Below are 16,155 nucleotides of genomic sequence, written 5' to 3'. Positions count from 1 at the left end.
TTCCTGTTTGTATGCACAGCCTCTCGTGCAGGGTTGCAAGGCGGCGAACCCGATGAACGCGGGTCCGCGCAGGTTCAGTAGCGGACCTCTTCGAAACCGTAATTGCCCGCATGATCGCGCCAGTCGACGAAGACCGAACGGTAGACCAGCCGGTCGCAATGCTTCGGGCGGGGCAGGGCGGACGCCGGCGGAACGGCCGTCACGCTCGACCGGGCCCAGCGATATTCACCCTGTTCTCCGTAGGAGCCGAGCCGGGTCGCGTCCGAGCGGATGCAGTGACCGTCCCCGTCTTCTTTCTGATGGAACTGGATATGGAAGACGCGGATGCTGCGCACGAAGTCGAAGGCGTCGCCGGAGATGTCGATATCGGCCTGTTCGGTGGCCTGGACCGGCAGGACGGGCAAGGGAGCGGTCGGCACGCCGATCGAGTATCCGGTCCGGAAGGTAATGTCGTGGAGCCGCTCCAGCGGGGGTGCCGGGGCCGGGGCGGCAAACGAAGCGCCCATGGGGCAGCGCCAGATCTGCAGGGGAGGCTCCACCGGCCACGGCGTGATCCGTCGGATGAAGACGGCGCGCGCATGGGCGCAAGGGGCCGATGCCGGCCACCCTCCGGCCAGACAGAGCAGGATCGCACAATCGACCTGATAGCTCTGGGCGGGTGCGGCAGCTGGCATGTTGACCGCGAGCGCAACCGCCATGGTTGCGAGTGACCTGATCGATGGCGACATGTATCGACTCCCTACAAAATAGCATGGCCGATACAATACACCTTGCACGACTTCAATCGGATTTCATCGCAACGGAATCACCTGCGGATCGGATGCCTCGACCCGAGGGGGCCGGGCGCCCGTACGGCGCCGCTCGAGTCCCCGGACCCCGGCCGGTTTCGGGAGGCACTCCCCTCTGTCATCCGCCGGGACACATTCCCTCCTTTCCGCCTCAGGGCGCGCTCACTGCTGCGCGCGCTGGAACCGCCCATAGGCCTCGCTGACCTCGCGCGCCTCGGTAAAGGCCCGCGCGCGTTCGTCATCAAGGCAACGGAAATAGGCCTGAACCGCGGCGAAATAGCCCTCGAAATCCGCCCTGAGCAGATCGGCAAAGGCGCGCATGTCCCCAGGCGATTGGGGGAGATACGGAGGGTCGGGGGCCAGGCAGGGGAAGGCCATCGCACCTTGCGTGCAGGCCGGGCCGAGCAGCAGCGCGGCGACGGCGTTGCGCACGCATGACATGTGCAGGGCAAACCTCCTTTTGTGCCTTTAATGTTGTTATGTCATGAGATAGGGACGTTATCAGGGCAAGGCGATCTTCGTCAATACACTTTTATTGTCTTGCCAATGTCCACGTTGTTTTGTATCGCCCGCGGTGTTGCGACCCCGCGGGACCGATGCTGCACCCCAGCCAGGAAAGGACCCGAAGCGGGAGCCATGATAGAAGAAGCACCGAATGTGGTTACAGAAGACGGATTGCGCAGCCTCCTGGCCGACGGATACCTCCTCGAGGTCGTCTGCAAGGAAGGGGCCGAGAAACGCCACAACAGCTGGTACGGCACCTGGGTTGCGCGGGCCGTCGCGGAAGACGGACGCACGGACAAGATGCTCGTCACCAGCCGCAGCATTCTCAAGGTGCGGGAGTTCAAGACCATCGTCGGTCTTGTCAGCTTCCTTGCCGAGATGGGCTGCACAAGCGCCAGCATCCCGCTCCTCGAGGGCGGACGCGAGCGTCACGCCGCCCCCGGCCGCGTTGCCCCGCCGCGCACCGGCCCGGTTCTGGTCAAGGACAGCTGACCGCGCGATCGCGCTCGTCATTGCCCTGGGTACAGGCGTCTGTTCCGCGCCGCCGGCCCTGGCTGACGGGTTCATTTTCTCGGTTGGCCCGGATGGCCGGCTGATTTCTGTCAGCGAGGACAGGAGCCTCCTGCGCGCGTTTGACGGTGCGGCCGAGGCGCAAGCGGATCGCCTCTTTCTCTTTGCAGGACCAAACGCGCATGCCGATGAGCGCCCGCCAGGCCGGGTTGCTGCGGCTGTCGCCCCGCGCACCGTACGTGCCGCCCCCGAGATCCTGCACGCGATCGAGACCACGGCGCTGCGCTATGGCGGCCATGAAGGGCTTCGCCGTGCCGGCCTGTCGGTCAGTGATTGGGCATTGTTCTACCGCGCCAATATCGAGGTCGAGAGCGCCTATGACCCGCGCGCGCTGAGCCCTGTCGGGGCCATCGGGCTTGGTCAGCTCATGCCCGACACCGCGCGCGATCTGGGCGTCGATCCGCATGACGTCGCACAGAACCTCGATGGTTCGGCGCGCTACCTGCTGATGATGCTCGAGCGGTTCGGCGATCCGGCGCTCGCGCTTGCCGCCTACAATGCCGGGCCCGATGCGGTCGCCCGCCATGGCACCATTCCCCCCTTTCGAGAAACCCAAGGGCATGTCGCCCGCGTGACAGCCGTGTTCCAGCGGCTCAGAGGAGAACTGTCGTGACGTCACGGACCATTCACAGCCTGCTCCGCACACGGGCCTTCACCGCGCTTGGCGCGACGGCCCTCATCGCGCTGGCGGGCCCCGCGCTTGCCCAGAGCATCGACCTCTCGCCGGTCCAGACCCTGCTGCAGGGCATCGTCGATGCGATCACCGGGCCCCTGGGCATCGTGATCGGCACGCTGGCGCTGATCGGGGTGTTCCTGTCCTGGCTCTTCGGCATCCTCGATTTCCGGCAGGCGCTCTGGGTGGTGGTCGCGATTGCGGGCATCGCCGCAGCGCCCACCATCGTCGCCGCCATCTGGTCGACCTGAGCTTCCGACCCCGAGTCCCGCCATGGCTGAGCAGTCCCGCGTGTTCATCGGCCTTCTGAGGCCACCCAAGCTGATGGGCCTTCCGATCATGTATGCCATGGTCTGGCTCTTCGGCTCGGCGCTTCTGTTCCTCTGGGTGCAGAGCTGGGTGGTGGCCGTGGTCGCGGGGCTGGCCTGGCCTGCGCTGTGGAAGGCCGCGGATTGGGATCCGAACTTCCTCGATGTGCTGGCGATCACCTTGCAGGAAACGCCGCCGACGGCGAACCGCAGGATCCACGGGGGTGACAGCTATGCCCCGTGATGGAGTGACCGATCCGGACGCAGACGCCTTCGATCCGCAGACCGCGCTGCCCGCCTGGGTCAAGGGCGAGAAGCGGCTCTCGGCCATGCTGCCTTATGTCAGCCTCGTCACCGACTGCACGATCCGGACGCGCGGCAACGAGCTGATGCAATGCATCCGGCTCGAGGGGGTGAACAGCACGACGAGCGAGGACGCCCATCTCGACCGGATCGGCGGGCTGCTTGCAGGCATCCTCGCGCAGGTTGGAACCCCGTTCTCCTTCTACCTGCACAAGGTCTCGAAAGCCGTCGATGTCACCCTGCCGCCGATCCCGGGCGACGGCTTTGCCGCTGCCGTCGATCAGCGCTGGCAGGCCCATCTCGGCCGGTCGGGTCTGCGGGACAAGACGCTCACGCTTTCGGTCCTGAAGCGTCCCGACAGCGGCAGCCGTCTGCCCTTCGGCCTCGCGGCCTCGCGGGCGCGGCTTGCGGCAGACACCACCCGGCGCCTGCGCCAGCTCGACGAGGTCGTAGGCTTTCTGCTTTCCTGCTTCGACGCGTTGAACCCCCGCCTTCTCGCGGCGAGCACCGGCGAGCTCCTGGGCTTTCTGGGCGCGCTGAACACCGGCGAGGAGCACCCGCTCTTCCCTAGGTCACGCTTGGGCGTGATCGCCGAGGATGTTGCCAATACCCGCGTCACCTTCCGCGGCACGACGATCGCGCTTTCCGATGGCGCCGTGGGCGACAAGTTCGGGACGATCTTCGCGGTCAAGACCTACCCCGCCAGGACCGACAGCCTGATGCTCGACGAGCTGAACCTGCCCGTCGACATGGTGGTCACCCACTCCTTCGTACCGATCAACGCCAACATCATGGCGGGCCGGATCAAGCGGCAGCTGCGCCTGATGCAGGCGGCCGATGACGGGGCGGTCAGCCTCGCGCAGGAACTGGAACTGGCCCAGGACGACCTGGAATCCAAACGCCTGATCTTCGGCGAGCACCACATGACGGTTGCCGTCTATGCGCGCACCCAGGCCGCGCTCGACGACATCGCGGCCGAGATCCGCAACATCTCGGCCACCTCCGGCATCAACCTGATCTCGGAAGCCTTCGGGGCGCGGGCGCATTTCATGGCGCAGCATCCCGGGAACACGGGCGCGCGCAGCCGCAAGGCCGCGATCACGAACCACAATTTCGCCGATCTCGCCACCTTCCACCGCACGCCGCTCGGCAAGGCCGGACGGGAAGTCCCCTGGGGCGTGCCGATCGCGCTCTTTCCGACCCCGGACCGCAGCGGCTTTCGCTTCAACTTCCATGAACAGGGCGCACCCGACCGCGAGCCGACGGGCGGGCATACCCTGATCCTCGGCCGCCCCGGCTCGGGCAAATCCGTTCTGGCGGGTTTTCTGATGACCATGGCGCGGCGTGCGGGCACGCGGACCTTCGTCTTCGACTATCGCGCGGGCATGGAAATGGCCGTCCGCGCGCTCGGCGGCAGCTATTCGACCGTGCGGGCCGGTCGGCCCACGGGGCTCAATCCGCTGCAGACCGAGATCGACCTACGTGGCCAGGCCTGGCTTGCGGACTGGCTGGCAAGCCTGCTCGAGCGCCGCGACCGGCCGCTCACGCCGGTGCAGACCAACCGGTTGCAGGAGGTCGTGCGCCAGAACGCAAGCGCGCGGAACGCGGGCCTCCGGAACTGGTCGGACTTCGCCTCGCTCCTGGTCTCGACCGATGACGGGGGCGATCTGTTCGAGCGCATGCAGGAATGGACCGCAGGCGGCCGCTACGGCTGGATCTTCGGCGCCAATGCCGAGGACACGTTCAAGTTCGGGGGCAGCCTCGACGGCGACATTGCCGGGTTCGATCTGACCGGCATCCTCGATTCCGAAAGCGAACGGGAACGCATGGCAGTGCTTTCCTACCTCTTCCGGCGCATCGAGCGGGTGATCGAGGATCGCAGGCCCACGATCATCGTGATCGACGAGGCCTGGAAGGCGCTCGACAACACGTATTTCGCGGAGCGGCTCAGCAACTGGCTGGTGACCGCCCGCAAGCAGAACGCCGTCGTCGTGATGATGACGCAATATGCCAGCCAGCTCGAGCGCACCCGCACCGGCAAGACCATCGTGGAAGCCGTGCCGACCCAGGTGCTCCTGCCCAATATTCGCGCCTCGGCCGCCGATTACGCGATGCTCGGCCTCGGCGACAAGGAACTCGATGTGCTTCTGGGCGTCGGCTCCGCCTCGCGGCTGGCGCTCGTGCGCGACGATCGCGGCGCCGTGGTGATCGATGCCGATCTCGGCGCCCTCGGCCCCCTCGTGACCATCCTTGGCGGCATGGAGAAGGGCGAGGCCCTTGTCGGCGCCGATTATCGCGACCGCCCCGATTTCTGGAGAGTGACATGACCCGTCCCATTGCCCGCAGCCTTGCGCTGATCGGCCTGATCTCGAGCCTCTCGGCCTGCGCCCAGCATCACCCTGCCAAAGCGAACTGCTTCACCTTCCGCGAGGCGCCGGCAGGCGTGGCGTCCAAGCCCTCGATCGCCGGCACGGGCGGCGAGGTCACGCGGCGCGCGTCGGCCTGCGACTTCGTGATGCCGGGGACGGGCGGCTGATCCGATGACCGCCACCTGCTTCCATGGCGCGGCGCGGTGCGCGCTCCTTGCGAGCGCACTCGCCAGCTCGTTCGGGGGATGGTGCGGCGCCCCGGCCTCCGCCCAAGGGGTGCCGACCTTCGACATGCGCCTCTTCGCGGGGCGGCAGGCGATCGTCGAGCAGCGCGAACAGGATCTCGCACTTCAGCAGGACCGCCTCGCCCGTGCGCAGGAACTGGCCGAGATCGAGCGCCAGCAGCTCGCGGCGCTGAACGGGATCATGGATGCCATGACGTTGCGCGCCGGTAACGTCGCGGGCAGCGTGGCCGGGCTCGAGGCCGGGCAGGGGGAAGCAGCAGGCATCAGCACCGCCGCCGCCAGCCTCTATGCGCCCGAGGATCCCAACCCGGCCGCCGCGCGAATGTTCGGCGATGCACGGGAAGGGGTGGAGGAGCTGATCATCCGCGCCGCGCGCCATACCCACGGCCTGCCCGGCGTGGGCCGCGCCGGGCTCACGCTCGTGCAATGGCGCTGTCTATTGCAGGCCCTGATCTGGCAGGAAAGCCGATTCCAGATCGGCGCCCGCTCGCCCGCGGGCGCCTTCGGCCTGACCCAGATCATGCCCGACACCGCGGGCGATCTCGGGATCTACCCCGCCTATTACGACGACCCCTGGCTGCAGGTCACGGGCGGCGCACGCTACCTCGCGCAGATGCTGGGCATGTTCGATGGCAACATCATCCACGCGCTCGCGGCCTATAACGCGGGCCCGGGCCGGGTGCAGCAACATGGCGGCGTCCCCCCCTTCGCGGAGACCCAGACCTATGTCGTGGTGATCCCCCAGCAATACAACCGCTACCTTGCGGCCGTGGGCGGGATCGATGCCCTCGGCACCATCGACCCTGTCCTGCTGGCCAACGCGAGCTTCAGCCTCACGGCCCATGGCGCGGGCGTCTATGGCGATTATTCGCTGGTCTCGGTCCAGGCGGCCGCGCTGCGCGTCCAGGACATCATTGCCCGCATCGGCGAGACCGGGGACCTGAACGAGGCCATCGCGCTCAACACCTATGCCCGGGCCGAGCTCGCCCGGCTGGTCGCGATCCGCACCCGGATCAAGGCCGTCCATACCCAACCGCTCAGCGAGGAACAGCTCGCCATGGCCGCGGCCCGGGCCGCCGATCGGCAGTTCATGAACTTCACCCTGGAGACGTTGCGATGATCCCGCGCCTGACCCGTTCCCTCGCCACCGGCGCCGTGGCCCTCGCGGTGAGCACCGCCCTCGCGGGCCCTGTCACCGCGCAGGGTGTGCCCACGGTTGACACCCAGAACATCGCCCAGGAAATCCGCCAGCTCCAGCAGATGCTGCAGGATTTCGGGATCCAGACCGATCTTCTGGACAATGCCCTCGAACAGCTCGACGTGGTCCAGAACCAGCTCGATCAGTTGCAACAGATGCATGCCTCGCTCACCGGCCCGCGCAGCATCCTCGGCATGGTCATGGGCGACGGTCTCGACGGGCTCCTCAAGGCCAAGTTCCGCGATCTGCCAGGCCTCATTCGCGGCATCCAGGCGGGCGACTGGAGCAACCTTCTCGGCGTCACGGCAGGACCCATGCGCACGCAGATGGAACAGGCGCTGGCGCGCGCCGGCTTTGACGAGACCTCGCTGCGCGAGATCGCGACCAGCGGCAAACCCGGGGCCGAGGGCGTGGCCACGCGCGCCGCCACCGGCGCGGTCATGTCGGCCGCGGCTCAGAACAGCCATGCCGAGGCCGCCCAGTCGCTCGAACGGGTCGAGCGGCTGGTCGCGAAGATCCCCGAGATGGAGGACCTGAAGGCCGCGATGGACCACAACACCCGGGTCACCGCCGAACTGGCCATCGCCATGACGCGGATGTGGGAGCTCGAGGCGATCCAGACCGTCGGCGCGGGCAATGCCGGGGTCGTGGATGCCGCCACCATCGCCGAGGAGCGGCGCTACATGGATTTCACCCTGCCGAGCCTGCGGCCATGAGCGGAGCGTCGGCGATGAGCGCGCGCGAACACGTCGAGGAAGAACTCGTCCATGGCGCGCTGCGCCGCGAACGGCTCTGGCAGGTGATCGGGATCAGCGGCGCGGGATTCGGCGTGATCGGCTGTCTGGCTGCGGCCGCGGTCGCGCTGATGATCGAAACGCCGCCGCCCGTGGTCGTGCCCTATGACCCGGAAACCGGCATGGCGCTGCCGAATGCCAGCGTCGCCGCGGTCTCGCTCGCCGAGCGGCCCGCGATCATCGAGGCGCAGATCTACCGCTACATCCTCGACCGCGAGAGCTACAACCAGCTCGATAACGACCTGCGCGTGCGCCGGGTTCTGGCCCAATCGACCGGGGCAGCCGAGGCCAGCATGCGCGCGATGTGGACCTCGGGGCAGGAGAGCTATCCGCCAACGCGCTATGGACCATCCTCCGAGATGGCCGTCGAGATCGCCTCGATCACGCTGATCGGCGAGAACCGCGCCCAGGTAAGGCTGAGGAAGCGGCTCTCCGGTCCCCAGGGGGCGCAGGCGGGGATGTTCACCGCCACGCTCATGTTTGCCTTTCGTCCCGAACGGACCCGCTCGATCGACGATGTCTGGCAGAACCCCTTCGGCTTCACCGTCACCCAATATGCCATCCGATCGGACCGTTCCGAATGACCCGCACCCCCGGAAAGCCTGCCCTTGTTCCTGCCGCCACCCTTGCCGGCGCGCTGGCGCTTCTCGCGCCCCCGGCCCTCGCCGAAATGACCCCACGCCCCGGCCCGCATGACAATCGCGTGCGCATCGCAAGCTGGACCGACGGGCAGGTCTACCGCATCGTCACCACCCTCACCCGCGTGACATCGGTCGAGTTCGGCGAGGGCGAGACCATCCGCTCGATCATCGCGGGCGACACCGTGGGCTTCCAGTTCGATGGCGTCCCCGGTGGGCGCGCCTTCGCAATCAAGCCGATGGCCGCCGGCGTGGCGACCAACATCACGGTCTATACGAACCGCCGCTCCTATTACTTCCACGTGATCGAGGCGCGCGAGACCCCGCATTACGTCGTGCAGTTCCGCTATCCCGAGGCCAGGGTCCAGCCCGCGCGCGCGGTCGCGGCGCGACCGCCGAACGCGACCTATGCCGTGAGCAGCCGCCTGGAGTTCACGCCTACGGCGATCTGGGATGACGGCACCTTCACCTATTTTCGCTTCGCGCGGAACGCCCCGGTGCCAGCGATCTTCCGCTACACGAACGGGGCCGAGCGCGCGGTGAACAGCACGGCACAAGGCGATGGGGTCATCCGCGTGTCGGGCGTGAACCGACAATGGGTGCTGCGCCTCGGCGAGGACGTGGTGTGCGTCCAGGACATCGGGCAAGCCGCGTCATGAAGGAGGCAACCGAAGACCTCGCCGCGCGGCTCGCGGCCCTGGAGGGGGCAAATGGCAAGCGCATGGACCGTCGGCGGGCCTCCCCGATCACGGCCTTTCTCGGCGTGGCCGGGATTGCGGCCCTCGGCGGCGTGCTCTGGCTTGCGCTGCAGCCCAAGCCCGAGGGGCTTCTGGCAACGGCCGCCCCGGACGAGTTCCAGACGCTCGGCACAGGCTTCGGCGATCTCGCACCCCTGCGGTTGCCGGAGCCCGAACCGTTGTCCGCGCCGGAAGACGCCGGGCCCTCGGCCGCCGAACTGGCCCTGATGGAGAGCCTTGCCACGCTCAGGGCGGAACTCGAGGAACTGCGCGCGCGCCCGGCGGAGGTGCCCGATAGCCGGGCCGAAGCGGCAATTGCCGAACTGACCGCCCAGATCGCGGCCCTGCAGGCGGCCTCGCACGAGGCGCAGCGCTCGCTGGAACGGCAACTGACCGAGCGCGACCGCCAGCTTGACCAGATGCGGATGGATCTCGAACTCGCGCGCCTCAATCCGCCGGAGCCCGCGCGCATGGGACCGACCGAGGAGGAACTGCGCCTTGCGGAACTCGAGCGGCGCCGCCTGGCCGAAGCCGAGGCCCGGGCGGCGCGCGTGGCCTCGCCGCTGATTGCCTGGTCCGGGGCCGCCGGCGGGCGCGCCGATGCGCAGGAGCAGGCGCGCCTGAGTGCCGACGAGGCCTTCGTGCGCACAGGCGCAAGGCCGGCCCCGACCACGCGGGCCGAGGTGATCGTGAACCCGTCGCATACCGTCGTGCAGGGCACGATGATCCAGGCGGTGACCGAAACTGCGCTCGACAGCACGCTGCCCGGCGCAATCCGGGCCATCGTCTCGGAGGACGTCCACTCCTTCGATGGCAGCCGCGTCCTGATCCCGCGCGGCGCGCGCCTGATCGGGCGCTACCGCTCGGATGTCGCGCTGGCGCAGGCGCGGGTCATGGTGGCCTGGGATCGCATCATCCTTCCCGACAACCAGACGGTCGAGATCAGCGCCTTTGGCGGCGACGCGCTCGGCCGGACCGGCACCACCGGCTTTGTCGACACGCGCTTTTCCCAGCGGTTCGGCTCGGCGGCGCTGATCTCGCTGATCGGCGCGGTGCCGGCCCTGGCCGCGGGTCAGATCGAGGATGGCGCGATTGCCGGGGCCGCGCGCGATGTCTCGGGCGATCTGCGTGATGCCGCCCAGGGTACCCTGCGGGACTACCTCGCGATCCGTCCGGTGATTCATGTCGATCAGGGCAGCCGGATCACCGTCATGGTCGATCGCGACCTGGAGATACTCTGACATGGCGGCAAGCTATCTCGAGGCCTCGCTCGACCGGCTGGGCGCCGCGGTCCGGCGGGACGACACGATCGAGATCTGCATCAATCCCGACGGACGGGCCTGGGGCGAGTTCCAGGGCGACCATTTCATGCGGGGGCTCGGCGCCCCGCTCAGCCAGACCGAGATCAGGGACCTCGGCAACCAGATCGCCTCGGCCGCCTCGACCACGCTCGGCGCCCGGAAGCCCATCGTCTCGGTCTCCATCCTCTATCGCGACCGCCCGATCCGGGCACAGGTAATCCAGCCCCCGGCTGTCGAGGGCGGGTTCTCGATCTCGTTGCGGTTCTTCTCGTCGTTGCCGCTGGAGGCGATCCGGCTCGGCTTCCTTTACGGCAGGGAACGCAGCCTCGAAGGCCTGCGCCGGGAACGGAACGCCGCACTGCGCGACGTGGTGGCCTCGGGAGACATTGATGCCGCCTTGCGGTTTTGCGTCGAGAACAAGCTCAACATGATCGTCTCTGGTGGAACTTCGACCGGCAAGACGGTCGCAGCCCGCAAGATCCTCTCGCTGATCCCACCCGAGGAACGGATCATCACCATCGAAGAGGCGGCCGAGCTGCGCCCTGAGCAGCCGAACGCCGTGACGCTGATCGCCGACCGGGACTCGGAAATCCGCAGCGCCGACGTGCTGCTGGCCTCGACGCTGCGCATGCGCCCCGACCGGATCGTGCTGGGCGAGGTCCGCGGGCGCGAGGCGATGACCTTCCTCGAGGCGATCAACACCGGCCATGGCGGCTCGCTGACCACGCTGCATGCCGAGACCCCGCAACTCGCCGTCCGCCGCCTCGCCATCGCCGCCCTGAAAGCGCAAGTGCCGATGACCTATGCCGACATGGTCGACTACATCGAGGGCTCCATCGACGTGATCATCCAGGCCGGCCGCCATGACGGCGCGCGCGGCATCACCGAGTTCTTCTTGCCGGGGCAGGCAAGAGAGCCAGACCAGAGCACTGCCGGAACCGGGGAGGCCAAACGCCCCGCTGTCGCGGCCGAATGAACCGAAAGGAGAGCCCCATGCGCAAGATCACCTTCGCCGCAGCCGTCGTCATGATGGCCGCACCCCTCGCAGCCCAGACCCCGCCTCAGGTGACGAGCGATCTCACCGTTACCCTGTCGCAGCAGCAGTACCGGATCTGCAATGACCGGCCAGCACGGCCGGCCTGGATGAATGAGATCCATCCGCGCGAGGCCTACAGGGTCATTGCGCTGATGGAGCTATACGAGATTCGGGCTTGGGAGGTGATCGCAGGCACCGGCGACTGTGGGTGCGCCGTCCGGTTCCCCGATTGGGATAGCGTCGAAGGCGAATACCGCGACAACTATGCCAGTCTCACCCAGGCTGAACACTCAGCAATGCGCCGCGAATGGATTGATCTGCGCAAACAACTTGAGCCGAAGGTTCGCGAAATCTGTGAAGCTCAGGGGATTTGGTAATGGGGGTGGTCGGCTGGATGGTCGCAACCGCCGACGGCTTTCTCGTCGATGCTGCGGAGTCCCAGTTCGGGGCGGTGGCAAGCAATACCGGCACGATCATCCTGCTGATGGTCACGCTCTCGTTGATCGGCGTCTGCATCAACATGGCCTTCCAGTTCCGCAGCATGGATGGGGCCAGCTTCTTCTGGTACCTCGTCAAGCTGACCCTGATAGGGCTCTTCGCCTTTAACTGGACCAATTTCAACGCCGTCGCGAATGCCATCATTGGTGGCCTCGACTATGTCGCAGGCGCGCTGATCTCCTCTGTGGGAGCGGGCGGGGCAGGGGCAACACACTTCGCGGGCGAATTCGACATCCTGATCGAGAAGTTCAGCCAGTACCTGAACGCCATTGGCAGCAACCTGAACTGGATGACCGGCGCGATCCTTGGCGGGATCGGCCTCGTTCTGTTGAGCCTTCTCGGCTTCATGACCGGCATCGTCCTCATCTTCGCCAAGATGATGCTGACCCTGATGCTCGGCCTCGCCCCGATCATGATCGCGCTTTCCCTTTTCGATGTAACCAGGGATTTCTTCCACAGGTGGGTCTCGACGACGATCAGCTACGCCTTCTACCCCATCGTCATCGCCGCCATGTTCTCGACCGTCATCGGCATGGCGAATTCGTTGTTGGCCCAGCTTGGGGACCCGAACTCCGCCACCAATATCGGCGCATTGGTGCCGTTCTTCGTGATGGTCTTTCTGGCCAAGGGCTTCGTCGGCGCAACACCCCTGATCGTGCGGGGGATTTCAGGAAACCTGATGGTCGTGGCGGCACCGGCCATCGCCAGCGGGTCGGCAGGTGTGATGCGTGGCCTGTTGAACACATCGGGTGTTCAGAACCGAGCCCGGATCGGAGCCTTGACGACGGGCGAGGCGATCGGGCGCGGGGCATTGCAGGCACCGGCGGCGGTGCGGACCGCTGCAGCGACGGCCAGCGCGCAGGTGGTCCGGATAGCCGAACGGGCGAAGCGGTTGGGGCGATGACGGCACTCTCGCATGCACACTTAAAAGTCCGCCGCCCAGGGAGCCAATGGGCCATGCGCGGAAGCTGCCTAACGCCGCTGAAGCAACACACCCGCAGAGTTCGACGAATGTGGTCGATCACATGAGGTGCAGGCCAACCGGCGCAAACTGGGGGTGCCACCGCGCAGGTTGAAGGGCGAGGTCGGCCCTTACCTTCCGTTCGCGGGCAGGTTGGCATGCGGCGGCGCGGCCCGTCATTCCAGCCATTCGCTGCGCCTGCGAAGTCGCGCAGCCGGCGAACCGCACCTCGCGGGGCATTGCGGATAGCTGACAAAAACCGTCAGATGACTTGGCCCAGCCCGCATTGCCGCCCGTCGCCCTAGCCTGCGGCCCGGTCAAGCACTTCTTCGGCCCACTGGTTCAGGCTCTTGCCCGACAGCTCGGCGGCGAGCGCGGCCTTGCGGTGAACCTCGGGGCTGACCCGGAACATGACCTGCCCTGAATAGGTCTTCTGCGGTTCCTTGCCGATCCTGGCACAGGTTTCGGTGTAGTCTTCGACAGCCTCATGGAAGGCTTCGCGCAGCCCTTCCACGGTGTCGGCATGAAAGCCCACACCGTCACGGATACCGGCAATCCGGCCCGTGAAAAGCCCGTCTTCGTCGTCATACTCGATCCGGGCCGCATAGCCCTTGTAGGTCATGGTGTTGGTCATGGTCTAACCCCGATCCGTTCCAGGAAGTCGCGGGCATCGCGCACCTGGTATCGCTTCGCTTCCTTTGCGGGGTGCGGGCGGTGGAACGTCGCTACCTCGCCATCCTTTTCGAACCGCACCCGCGACCCGCGCCCTTCGATCAGCCGCGCCCCTGCGGCCAGCAGCAGGCTTTCGACTGCCGCCCATTCGATGGTGCCTGACACCGGATCGGTGAAGACGGCGGCAAGGGTCTTGCGGTGCCTGCTGTTCATCGGGGCAAGATAGGGATTGCTAGCGAAAAATGCAAGCTCGGTGGCAGCGCTTGCCCAAGATCACCCAAGGGGCGGGCCGGCCGGCGTGTGAAGTATACGTTCCTACTTCTTGCCAACTTCCTCCAAGCCCCCCGCCTCCCAGCGTCAGCGGAGGCGGGGGGCTTGGAGTCCGTTTCGGTGGGTTTGCTCGATGGGCCGAGGTGAAGCATGCGCGATGCGGGAAACGGGATGCGAAGACGCCAAAATTGCCGACATGCATGTCGCCGCAGGCCATCGCCTCAAGCCCCGTGCGCGGCGTATGCGCCAGATCCCGAGCCATGACGGCGGCGGAACCGCGCAGGAAGCCGAAGGGCGATTCGGCCATCCGGGCCAAGCGGAGCGGCACCAGACTGGCGATCCGCGTCGCATTCTGGGCCGCGATGACGGCAACGGGATCAGGGCGATCGGGATCGGGCCGGAACTCGGCGTGGCTGCTGCGCGGCACGTCCTGCCGCAAGGCTTCCCTTGGGCAAACCGTTCGGCGAGGGTGGGCCGGGGCCGCAGGAACCTCTCCAGCCCCCGGCCCGATGGTTCGGTTCCGATCATCCGCAGATAGTCGCAGTCTGGTTCGGGGGCGCCGTCGACCATTGTCGGTTCTCCTCATCGGGGGCCCGGGGCAGCCAGGATGGGCGGAAATGCGGCGAAGCTTTCGGCGGTCCAATCGTAGAGGCGGAGGTCAGTGTTCAGGCGGCCGATACGGGCAGTGCTGACATCGAGAATAAGCACCATGATCCCGCTCCAGACTGTCACGATCACCAGCGACAGGACCAGTCGCGGGTGGCCGAGGACGCCGAGGTAAAGGCCAAGTGCGGAGATCGCGAGCGCCGAAGCGATCACCAGCAACCAGACGAGCCGTCGCGGCAGGCCGGTCTCGATGGCCAGAACCTGTGCGGTCGTGTTGTCGAACGTGGTCGTAAGCGCAGCCGAGAGGCCGACGGTTTGCGGATCTGTCCGCGCGCGCAGGAGCGCGGTGACCTCGGTCCAGATCGCGGCCTGGAGGATGCTCGTCGCCGCCGCGGCCGCTGCAACCTCAGGCGAGCCCTGGGGCGCGTCGGCAAAGGCCCGGCGCTCCGCCAGATAGCGTTCGAGCAGGCGGGCGATCTGCTGCCCCTCGCTCTCGGCAACGGCGCGCCCCTGCAACCATGCCGTGCTGATCGCAGTCACCTCGTTCAGGGTCGCGTGGCGCCGGTCCTCGAAGCGCGTGATGGAGGTGGACAGGTTGATCGCCAGCACGAAGGACATCAGGCCAAGAAGACTGCCCACGAGGACAGACAGGCCGTCATCCGGCTTTTCGCGGTGGCGGGCCCGCCATCTGCCGAGCCGGTATCCGGCCTCGCGGGCCAGCATCATCCCCGCCATGATGATCAGGCCGAGTAAAGTGAGATCCGAATTCTCGAGTCCCTCGGTCAGTGTCAAGGCTGTCCCCGGGCATGTGAGTCACGCTCAGCATTACTGCCGGACCTGGCACCTTTCCACAGGAATGATTTCCCGGTAGCGGCGCGATCATCAAACCGCCCCCGCCGAGTGGCTGGGCGCCCGCTCAGAGCCGGCTTTCGATGGACAGCCATGCGGCGAGGACTGCCAGAAGTCGCGCCATATCGGCGAATAGGCTTGCGCCACCCCGACGGCAGCCATCCGGCACCCACGCCTCGATCATTGTCCGCGGAGGGCTTTCGCCCTAGACTACAGAAGCTGCCAGGGAGTTCGGCATGCCATCCCGCAATCGCAACATGCCCGTCGCAATGTCGCGTGCGAAGCGCGCCGAGGAGGTCTCGACGGCCTTCAGGGCGGACTATCGCGCCTATCAGTACCGTTTCGTCGAGTTCTACATCGAGCATGTCGTGGATGTCGGCCGGGCCTTCAAGGGCGATTTGCAGTCGGTGCTCGTGCTTGCCGTTCTTGGGCAGGTCTGGCTTAAGGCCGTGCGCGCGGCCGAGGCCGAGGGGCAGGATCCTGACGCCATCCCGCAGGATCGCCTGAGCATTACGTCCTCGCGGATATCGGACGTCACCGACATTCCGCGCCAGACGGTCCGCCGCAAGCTGAAGGAGCTGGAGCGCCGAGGCTGGCTTCTGCGCAATGACGACGGAGCCTACCGCCTCGCGTCGTCGGGGGGCAGATCCACGGCAAGGCGCGACCTTTCTGATGTCGATGGTCGCGCTCTGGAGCGGATCGCGAAGCTGTTCGTCGAGCTCGAAGGGCTGGTCGAAGCGCAAGCCGACCGTGCCTCTCGTGCAGGACAAACCGAACAGTCGGGCAACGTGCTCAAATCGAGCGGGTCGGGCGTTCCCTGACCCCGATTCGGGCG

The 16,155-nt window shown here is 66.9% G+C and carries 21 protein-coding genes; 15 read left to right on the top strand and 6 right to left on the bottom strand.

From position 1 onward, the window contains the following. Window positions 1-74 precede the first annotated feature (74 nt). Complete coding sequence (locus GH815_RS14025; protein ID WP_246176448.1) at window positions 75-728, bottom strand: hypothetical protein; 654 nt, start codon at window positions 726-728, stop codon at window positions 75-77. 222 nt (window positions 729-950) lie between these two features. Continuing rightward, the gene (locus tag GH815_RS14020) at window positions 951-1,109 is read right to left on the bottom strand and encodes a hypothetical protein (RefSeq protein ID WP_407072185.1); all 159 of its coding nucleotides are present in this window, start codon (window positions 1,107-1,109) and stop codon (window positions 951-953) included. A 354-nt stretch (window positions 1,110-1,463) separates the two neighbouring features. Between GH815_RS14020 and GH815_RS14015 the strand changes: the two genes are divergently transcribed. The 14 genes from GH815_RS14015 (at window position 1,464) to GH815_RS13950 (ending at window position 12,866) form a co-directional block, all read left to right on the top strand. After that, window positions 1,464-1,784 (top strand): hypothetical protein, encoded by a 321-nt coding sequence (locus tag GH815_RS14015; protein ID WP_246176447.1) that lies wholly within the window; start codon window positions 1,464-1,466, stop codon window positions 1,782-1,784. Further along, window positions 1,741-2,475 (top strand): lytic transglycosylase domain-containing protein, encoded by a 735-nt coding sequence (locus GH815_RS14010; RefSeq protein ID WP_153749395.1) that lies wholly within the window; start codon window positions 1,741-1,743, stop codon window positions 2,473-2,475. Before GH815_RS14015 ends, GH815_RS14010 begins: the two co-directional genes overlap by 44 nt. A gap of 20 nt (window positions 2,476-2,495) precedes the next feature. Then, window positions 2,496-2,786 (top strand): TrbC/VirB2 family protein, encoded by a 291-nt coding sequence (locus GH815_RS14005; protein ID WP_132694272.1) that lies wholly within the window; start codon window positions 2,496-2,498, stop codon window positions 2,784-2,786. A gap of 22 nt (window positions 2,787-2,808) precedes the next feature. Next, window positions 2,809-3,087 carry a type IV secretion system protein VirB3 gene (locus tag GH815_RS14000; protein ID WP_153749394.1) on the top strand — a complete coding sequence of 93 codons (279 nt, stop codon included), beginning with the start codon at window positions 2,809-2,811 and terminating at the stop codon, window positions 3,085-3,087. Beyond that, entirely contained in the window at window positions 3,077-5,473 is a 2,397-nt protein-coding gene (locus GH815_RS13995; protein WP_153749393.1) for a VirB4 family type IV secretion/conjugal transfer ATPase, read from the top strand. The genes GH815_RS14000 and GH815_RS13995 overlap by 11 nt, the downstream gene beginning before the upstream one ends. Continuing rightward, window positions 5,470-5,682: a hypothetical protein gene (locus GH815_RS13990; protein ID WP_132694189.1), complete on the top strand. Its 213-nt coding sequence runs from the start codon at window positions 5,470-5,472 to the stop codon at window positions 5,680-5,682. The genes GH815_RS13995 and GH815_RS13990 overlap by 4 nt, the downstream gene beginning before the upstream one ends. A 124-nt stretch (window positions 5,683-5,806) precedes the next feature. Next, window positions 5,807-6,880 (top strand): lytic transglycosylase domain-containing protein, encoded by a 1,074-nt coding sequence (locus GH815_RS13985; protein WP_211365090.1) that lies wholly within the window; start codon window positions 5,807-5,809, stop codon window positions 6,878-6,880. Beyond that, the gene (locus GH815_RS13980) at window positions 6,877-7,674 is read left to right on the top strand and encodes a type IV secretion system protein (RefSeq protein WP_153749391.1); all 798 of its coding nucleotides are present in this window, start codon (window positions 6,877-6,879) and stop codon (window positions 7,672-7,674) included. Before GH815_RS13985 ends, GH815_RS13980 begins: the two co-directional genes overlap by 4 nt. Before the next feature lie 14 nt (window positions 7,675-7,688). Beyond that, on the top strand, window positions 7,689-8,336 hold the full coding sequence (locus GH815_RS13975) for a virB8 family protein (protein WP_153749390.1): 648 nt from the start codon (window positions 7,689-7,691) through the stop codon (window positions 8,334-8,336). Further along, complete coding sequence (locus tag GH815_RS13970) at window positions 8,333-9,049, top strand: TrbG/VirB9 family P-type conjugative transfer protein (RefSeq protein ID WP_153749389.1); 717 nt, start codon at window positions 8,333-8,335, stop codon at window positions 9,047-9,049. Before GH815_RS13975 ends, GH815_RS13970 begins: the two co-directional genes overlap by 4 nt. Further along, the gene (locus GH815_RS13965; protein WP_153749388.1) at window positions 9,046-10,368 is read left to right on the top strand and encodes a TrbI/VirB10 family protein; all 1,323 of its coding nucleotides are present in this window, start codon (window positions 9,046-9,048) and stop codon (window positions 10,366-10,368) included. The genes GH815_RS13970 and GH815_RS13965 overlap by 4 nt, the downstream gene beginning before the upstream one ends. A gap of 1 nt (window position 10,369) precedes the next feature. Next, window positions 10,370-11,404 carry an ATPase, T2SS/T4P/T4SS family gene (locus tag GH815_RS13960; protein ID WP_153749387.1) on the top strand — a complete coding sequence of 345 codons (1,035 nt, stop codon included), beginning with the start codon at window positions 10,370-10,372 and terminating at the stop codon, window positions 11,402-11,404. Window positions 11,405-11,421: 17 nt separating this feature from the next. Next, window positions 11,422-11,841 (top strand): hypothetical protein, encoded by a 420-nt coding sequence (locus GH815_RS13955; protein WP_153749386.1) that lies wholly within the window; start codon window positions 11,422-11,424, stop codon window positions 11,839-11,841. Further along, on the top strand, window positions 11,841-12,866 hold the full coding sequence (locus GH815_RS13950) for a type IV secretion system protein (protein WP_153749385.1): 1,026 nt from the start codon (window positions 11,841-11,843) through the stop codon (window positions 12,864-12,866). The genes GH815_RS13955 and GH815_RS13950 overlap by 1 nt, the downstream gene beginning before the upstream one ends. Window positions 12,867-13,224: 358 nt before the next feature. On the opposite strand, the gene GH815_RS13945 is transcribed toward GH815_RS13950, so the two are convergent. The 4 genes from GH815_RS13945 to GH815_RS13930 all read right to left on the bottom strand — a co-directional run bounded on the left by GH815_RS13945 (window position 13,225) and on the right by GH815_RS13930 (window position 15,263). Further along, window positions 13,225-13,557, bottom strand: coding sequence for a type II toxin-antitoxin system HicB family antitoxin (locus GH815_RS13945; RefSeq protein WP_153749384.1), 333 nt, complete (start codon window positions 13,555-13,557; stop codon window positions 13,225-13,227). Continuing rightward, the gene (locus GH815_RS13940; RefSeq protein WP_153749383.1) at window positions 13,554-13,808 is read right to left on the bottom strand and encodes a type II toxin-antitoxin system HicA family toxin; all 255 of its coding nucleotides are present in this window, start codon (window positions 13,806-13,808) and stop codon (window positions 13,554-13,556) included. The genes GH815_RS13945 and GH815_RS13940 overlap by 4 nt, the downstream gene beginning before the upstream one ends. 19 nt (window positions 13,809-13,827) lie before the next feature. Further along, on the bottom strand, window positions 13,828-14,172 hold the full coding sequence (locus GH815_RS19535) for a DUF2252 family protein (RefSeq protein ID WP_407072186.1): 345 nt from the start codon (window positions 14,170-14,172) through the stop codon (window positions 13,828-13,830). A 275-nt stretch (window positions 14,173-14,447) separates the two neighbouring features. After that, window positions 14,448-15,263, bottom strand: a complete 816-nt coding sequence (locus GH815_RS13930) for a hypothetical protein (RefSeq protein ID WP_153749381.1) — start codon at window positions 15,261-15,263, stop codon at window positions 14,448-14,450. Window positions 15,264-15,556: 293 nt separating this feature from the next. Between GH815_RS13930 and GH815_RS13925 the strand changes: the two genes are divergently transcribed. After that, the gene (locus tag GH815_RS13925; RefSeq protein WP_153749380.1) at window positions 15,557-16,141 is read left to right on the top strand and encodes a hypothetical protein; all 585 of its coding nucleotides are present in this window, start codon (window positions 15,557-15,559) and stop codon (window positions 16,139-16,141) included. Window positions 16,142-16,155 lie beyond the last annotated feature (14 nt).

Source organism: Rhodovulum strictum (genome assembly GCF_009649175.1).
Classification (GTDB): Bacteria; Pseudomonadota; Alphaproteobacteria; order Rhodobacterales; family Rhodobacteraceae; genus Rhodovulum; species Rhodovulum strictum.
Note: the sequence above shows the minus strand (reverse complement) of the source record. Positions and strands in the feature narration are given on the sequence as shown.

What these genes read in the sequence shown, in the direction of transcription:
- GH815_RS13975 (WP_153749390.1), top strand. Translation starts at nt 7,689, where the DNA reads ATGAGCGCGCGCGAACACGTCGAGGAAGAACTCGTCCATGGCGCGCTG.
- GH815_RS13970 (WP_153749389.1), top strand. Translation starts at nt 8,333, where the DNA reads ATGACCCGCACCCCCGGAAAGCCTGCCCTTGTTCCTGCCGCCACCCTT.
- GH815_RS13955 (WP_153749386.1), top strand. Translation starts at nt 11,422, where the DNA reads ATGCGCAAGATCACCTTCGCCGCAGCCGTCGTCATGATGGCCGCACCC.
- GH815_RS19535 (WP_407072186.1), bottom strand. Translation starts at nt 14,172, where the DNA reads ATGGCCGAATCGCCCTTCGGCTTCCTGCGCGGTTCCGCCGCCGTCATG.
- GH815_RS13995 (WP_153749393.1), top strand. Translation starts at nt 3,077, where the DNA reads ATGCCCCGTGATGGAGTGACCGATCCGGACGCAGACGCCTTCGATCCG.
- GH815_RS13925 (WP_153749380.1), top strand. Translation starts at nt 15,557, where the DNA reads ATGCCATCCCGCAATCGCAACATGCCCGTCGCAATGTCGCGTGCGAAG.
- GH815_RS14025 (WP_246176448.1), bottom strand. Translation starts at nt 728, where the DNA reads ATGTCGCCATCGATCAGGTCACTCGCAACCATGGCGGTTGCGCTCGCG.
- GH815_RS13960 (WP_153749387.1), top strand. Translation starts at nt 10,370, where the DNA reads ATGGCGGCAAGCTATCTCGAGGCCTCGCTCGACCGGCTGGGCGCCGCG.
- GH815_RS14000 (WP_153749394.1), top strand. Translation starts at nt 2,809, where the DNA reads ATGGCTGAGCAGTCCCGCGTGTTCATCGGCCTTCTGAGGCCACCCAAG.
- GH815_RS13950 (WP_153749385.1), top strand. Translation starts at nt 11,841, where the DNA reads ATGGGGGTGGTCGGCTGGATGGTCGCAACCGCCGACGGCTTTCTCGTC.
- GH815_RS13990 (WP_132694189.1), top strand. Translation starts at nt 5,470, where the DNA reads ATGACCCGTCCCATTGCCCGCAGCCTTGCGCTGATCGGCCTGATCTCG.
- GH815_RS13985 (WP_211365090.1), top strand. Translation starts at nt 5,807, where the DNA reads ATGCGCCTCTTCGCGGGGCGGCAGGCGATCGTCGAGCAGCGCGAACAG.
- GH815_RS13940 (WP_153749383.1), bottom strand. Translation starts at nt 13,808, where the DNA reads ATGAACAGCAGGCACCGCAAGACCCTTGCCGCCGTCTTCACCGATCCG.
- GH815_RS13980 (WP_153749391.1), top strand. Translation starts at nt 6,877, where the DNA reads ATGATCCCGCGCCTGACCCGTTCCCTCGCCACCGGCGCCGTGGCCCTC.
- GH815_RS14020 (WP_407072185.1), bottom strand. Translation starts at nt 1,109, where the DNA reads ATGCGCGCCTTTGCCGATCTGCTCAGGGCGGATTTCGAGGGCTATTTC.
- GH815_RS13945 (WP_153749384.1), bottom strand. Translation starts at nt 13,557, where the DNA reads ATGACCAACACCATGACCTACAAGGGCTATGCGGCCCGGATCGAGTAT.
- GH815_RS13965 (WP_153749388.1), top strand. Translation starts at nt 9,046, where the DNA reads ATGAAGGAGGCAACCGAAGACCTCGCCGCGCGGCTCGCGGCCCTGGAG.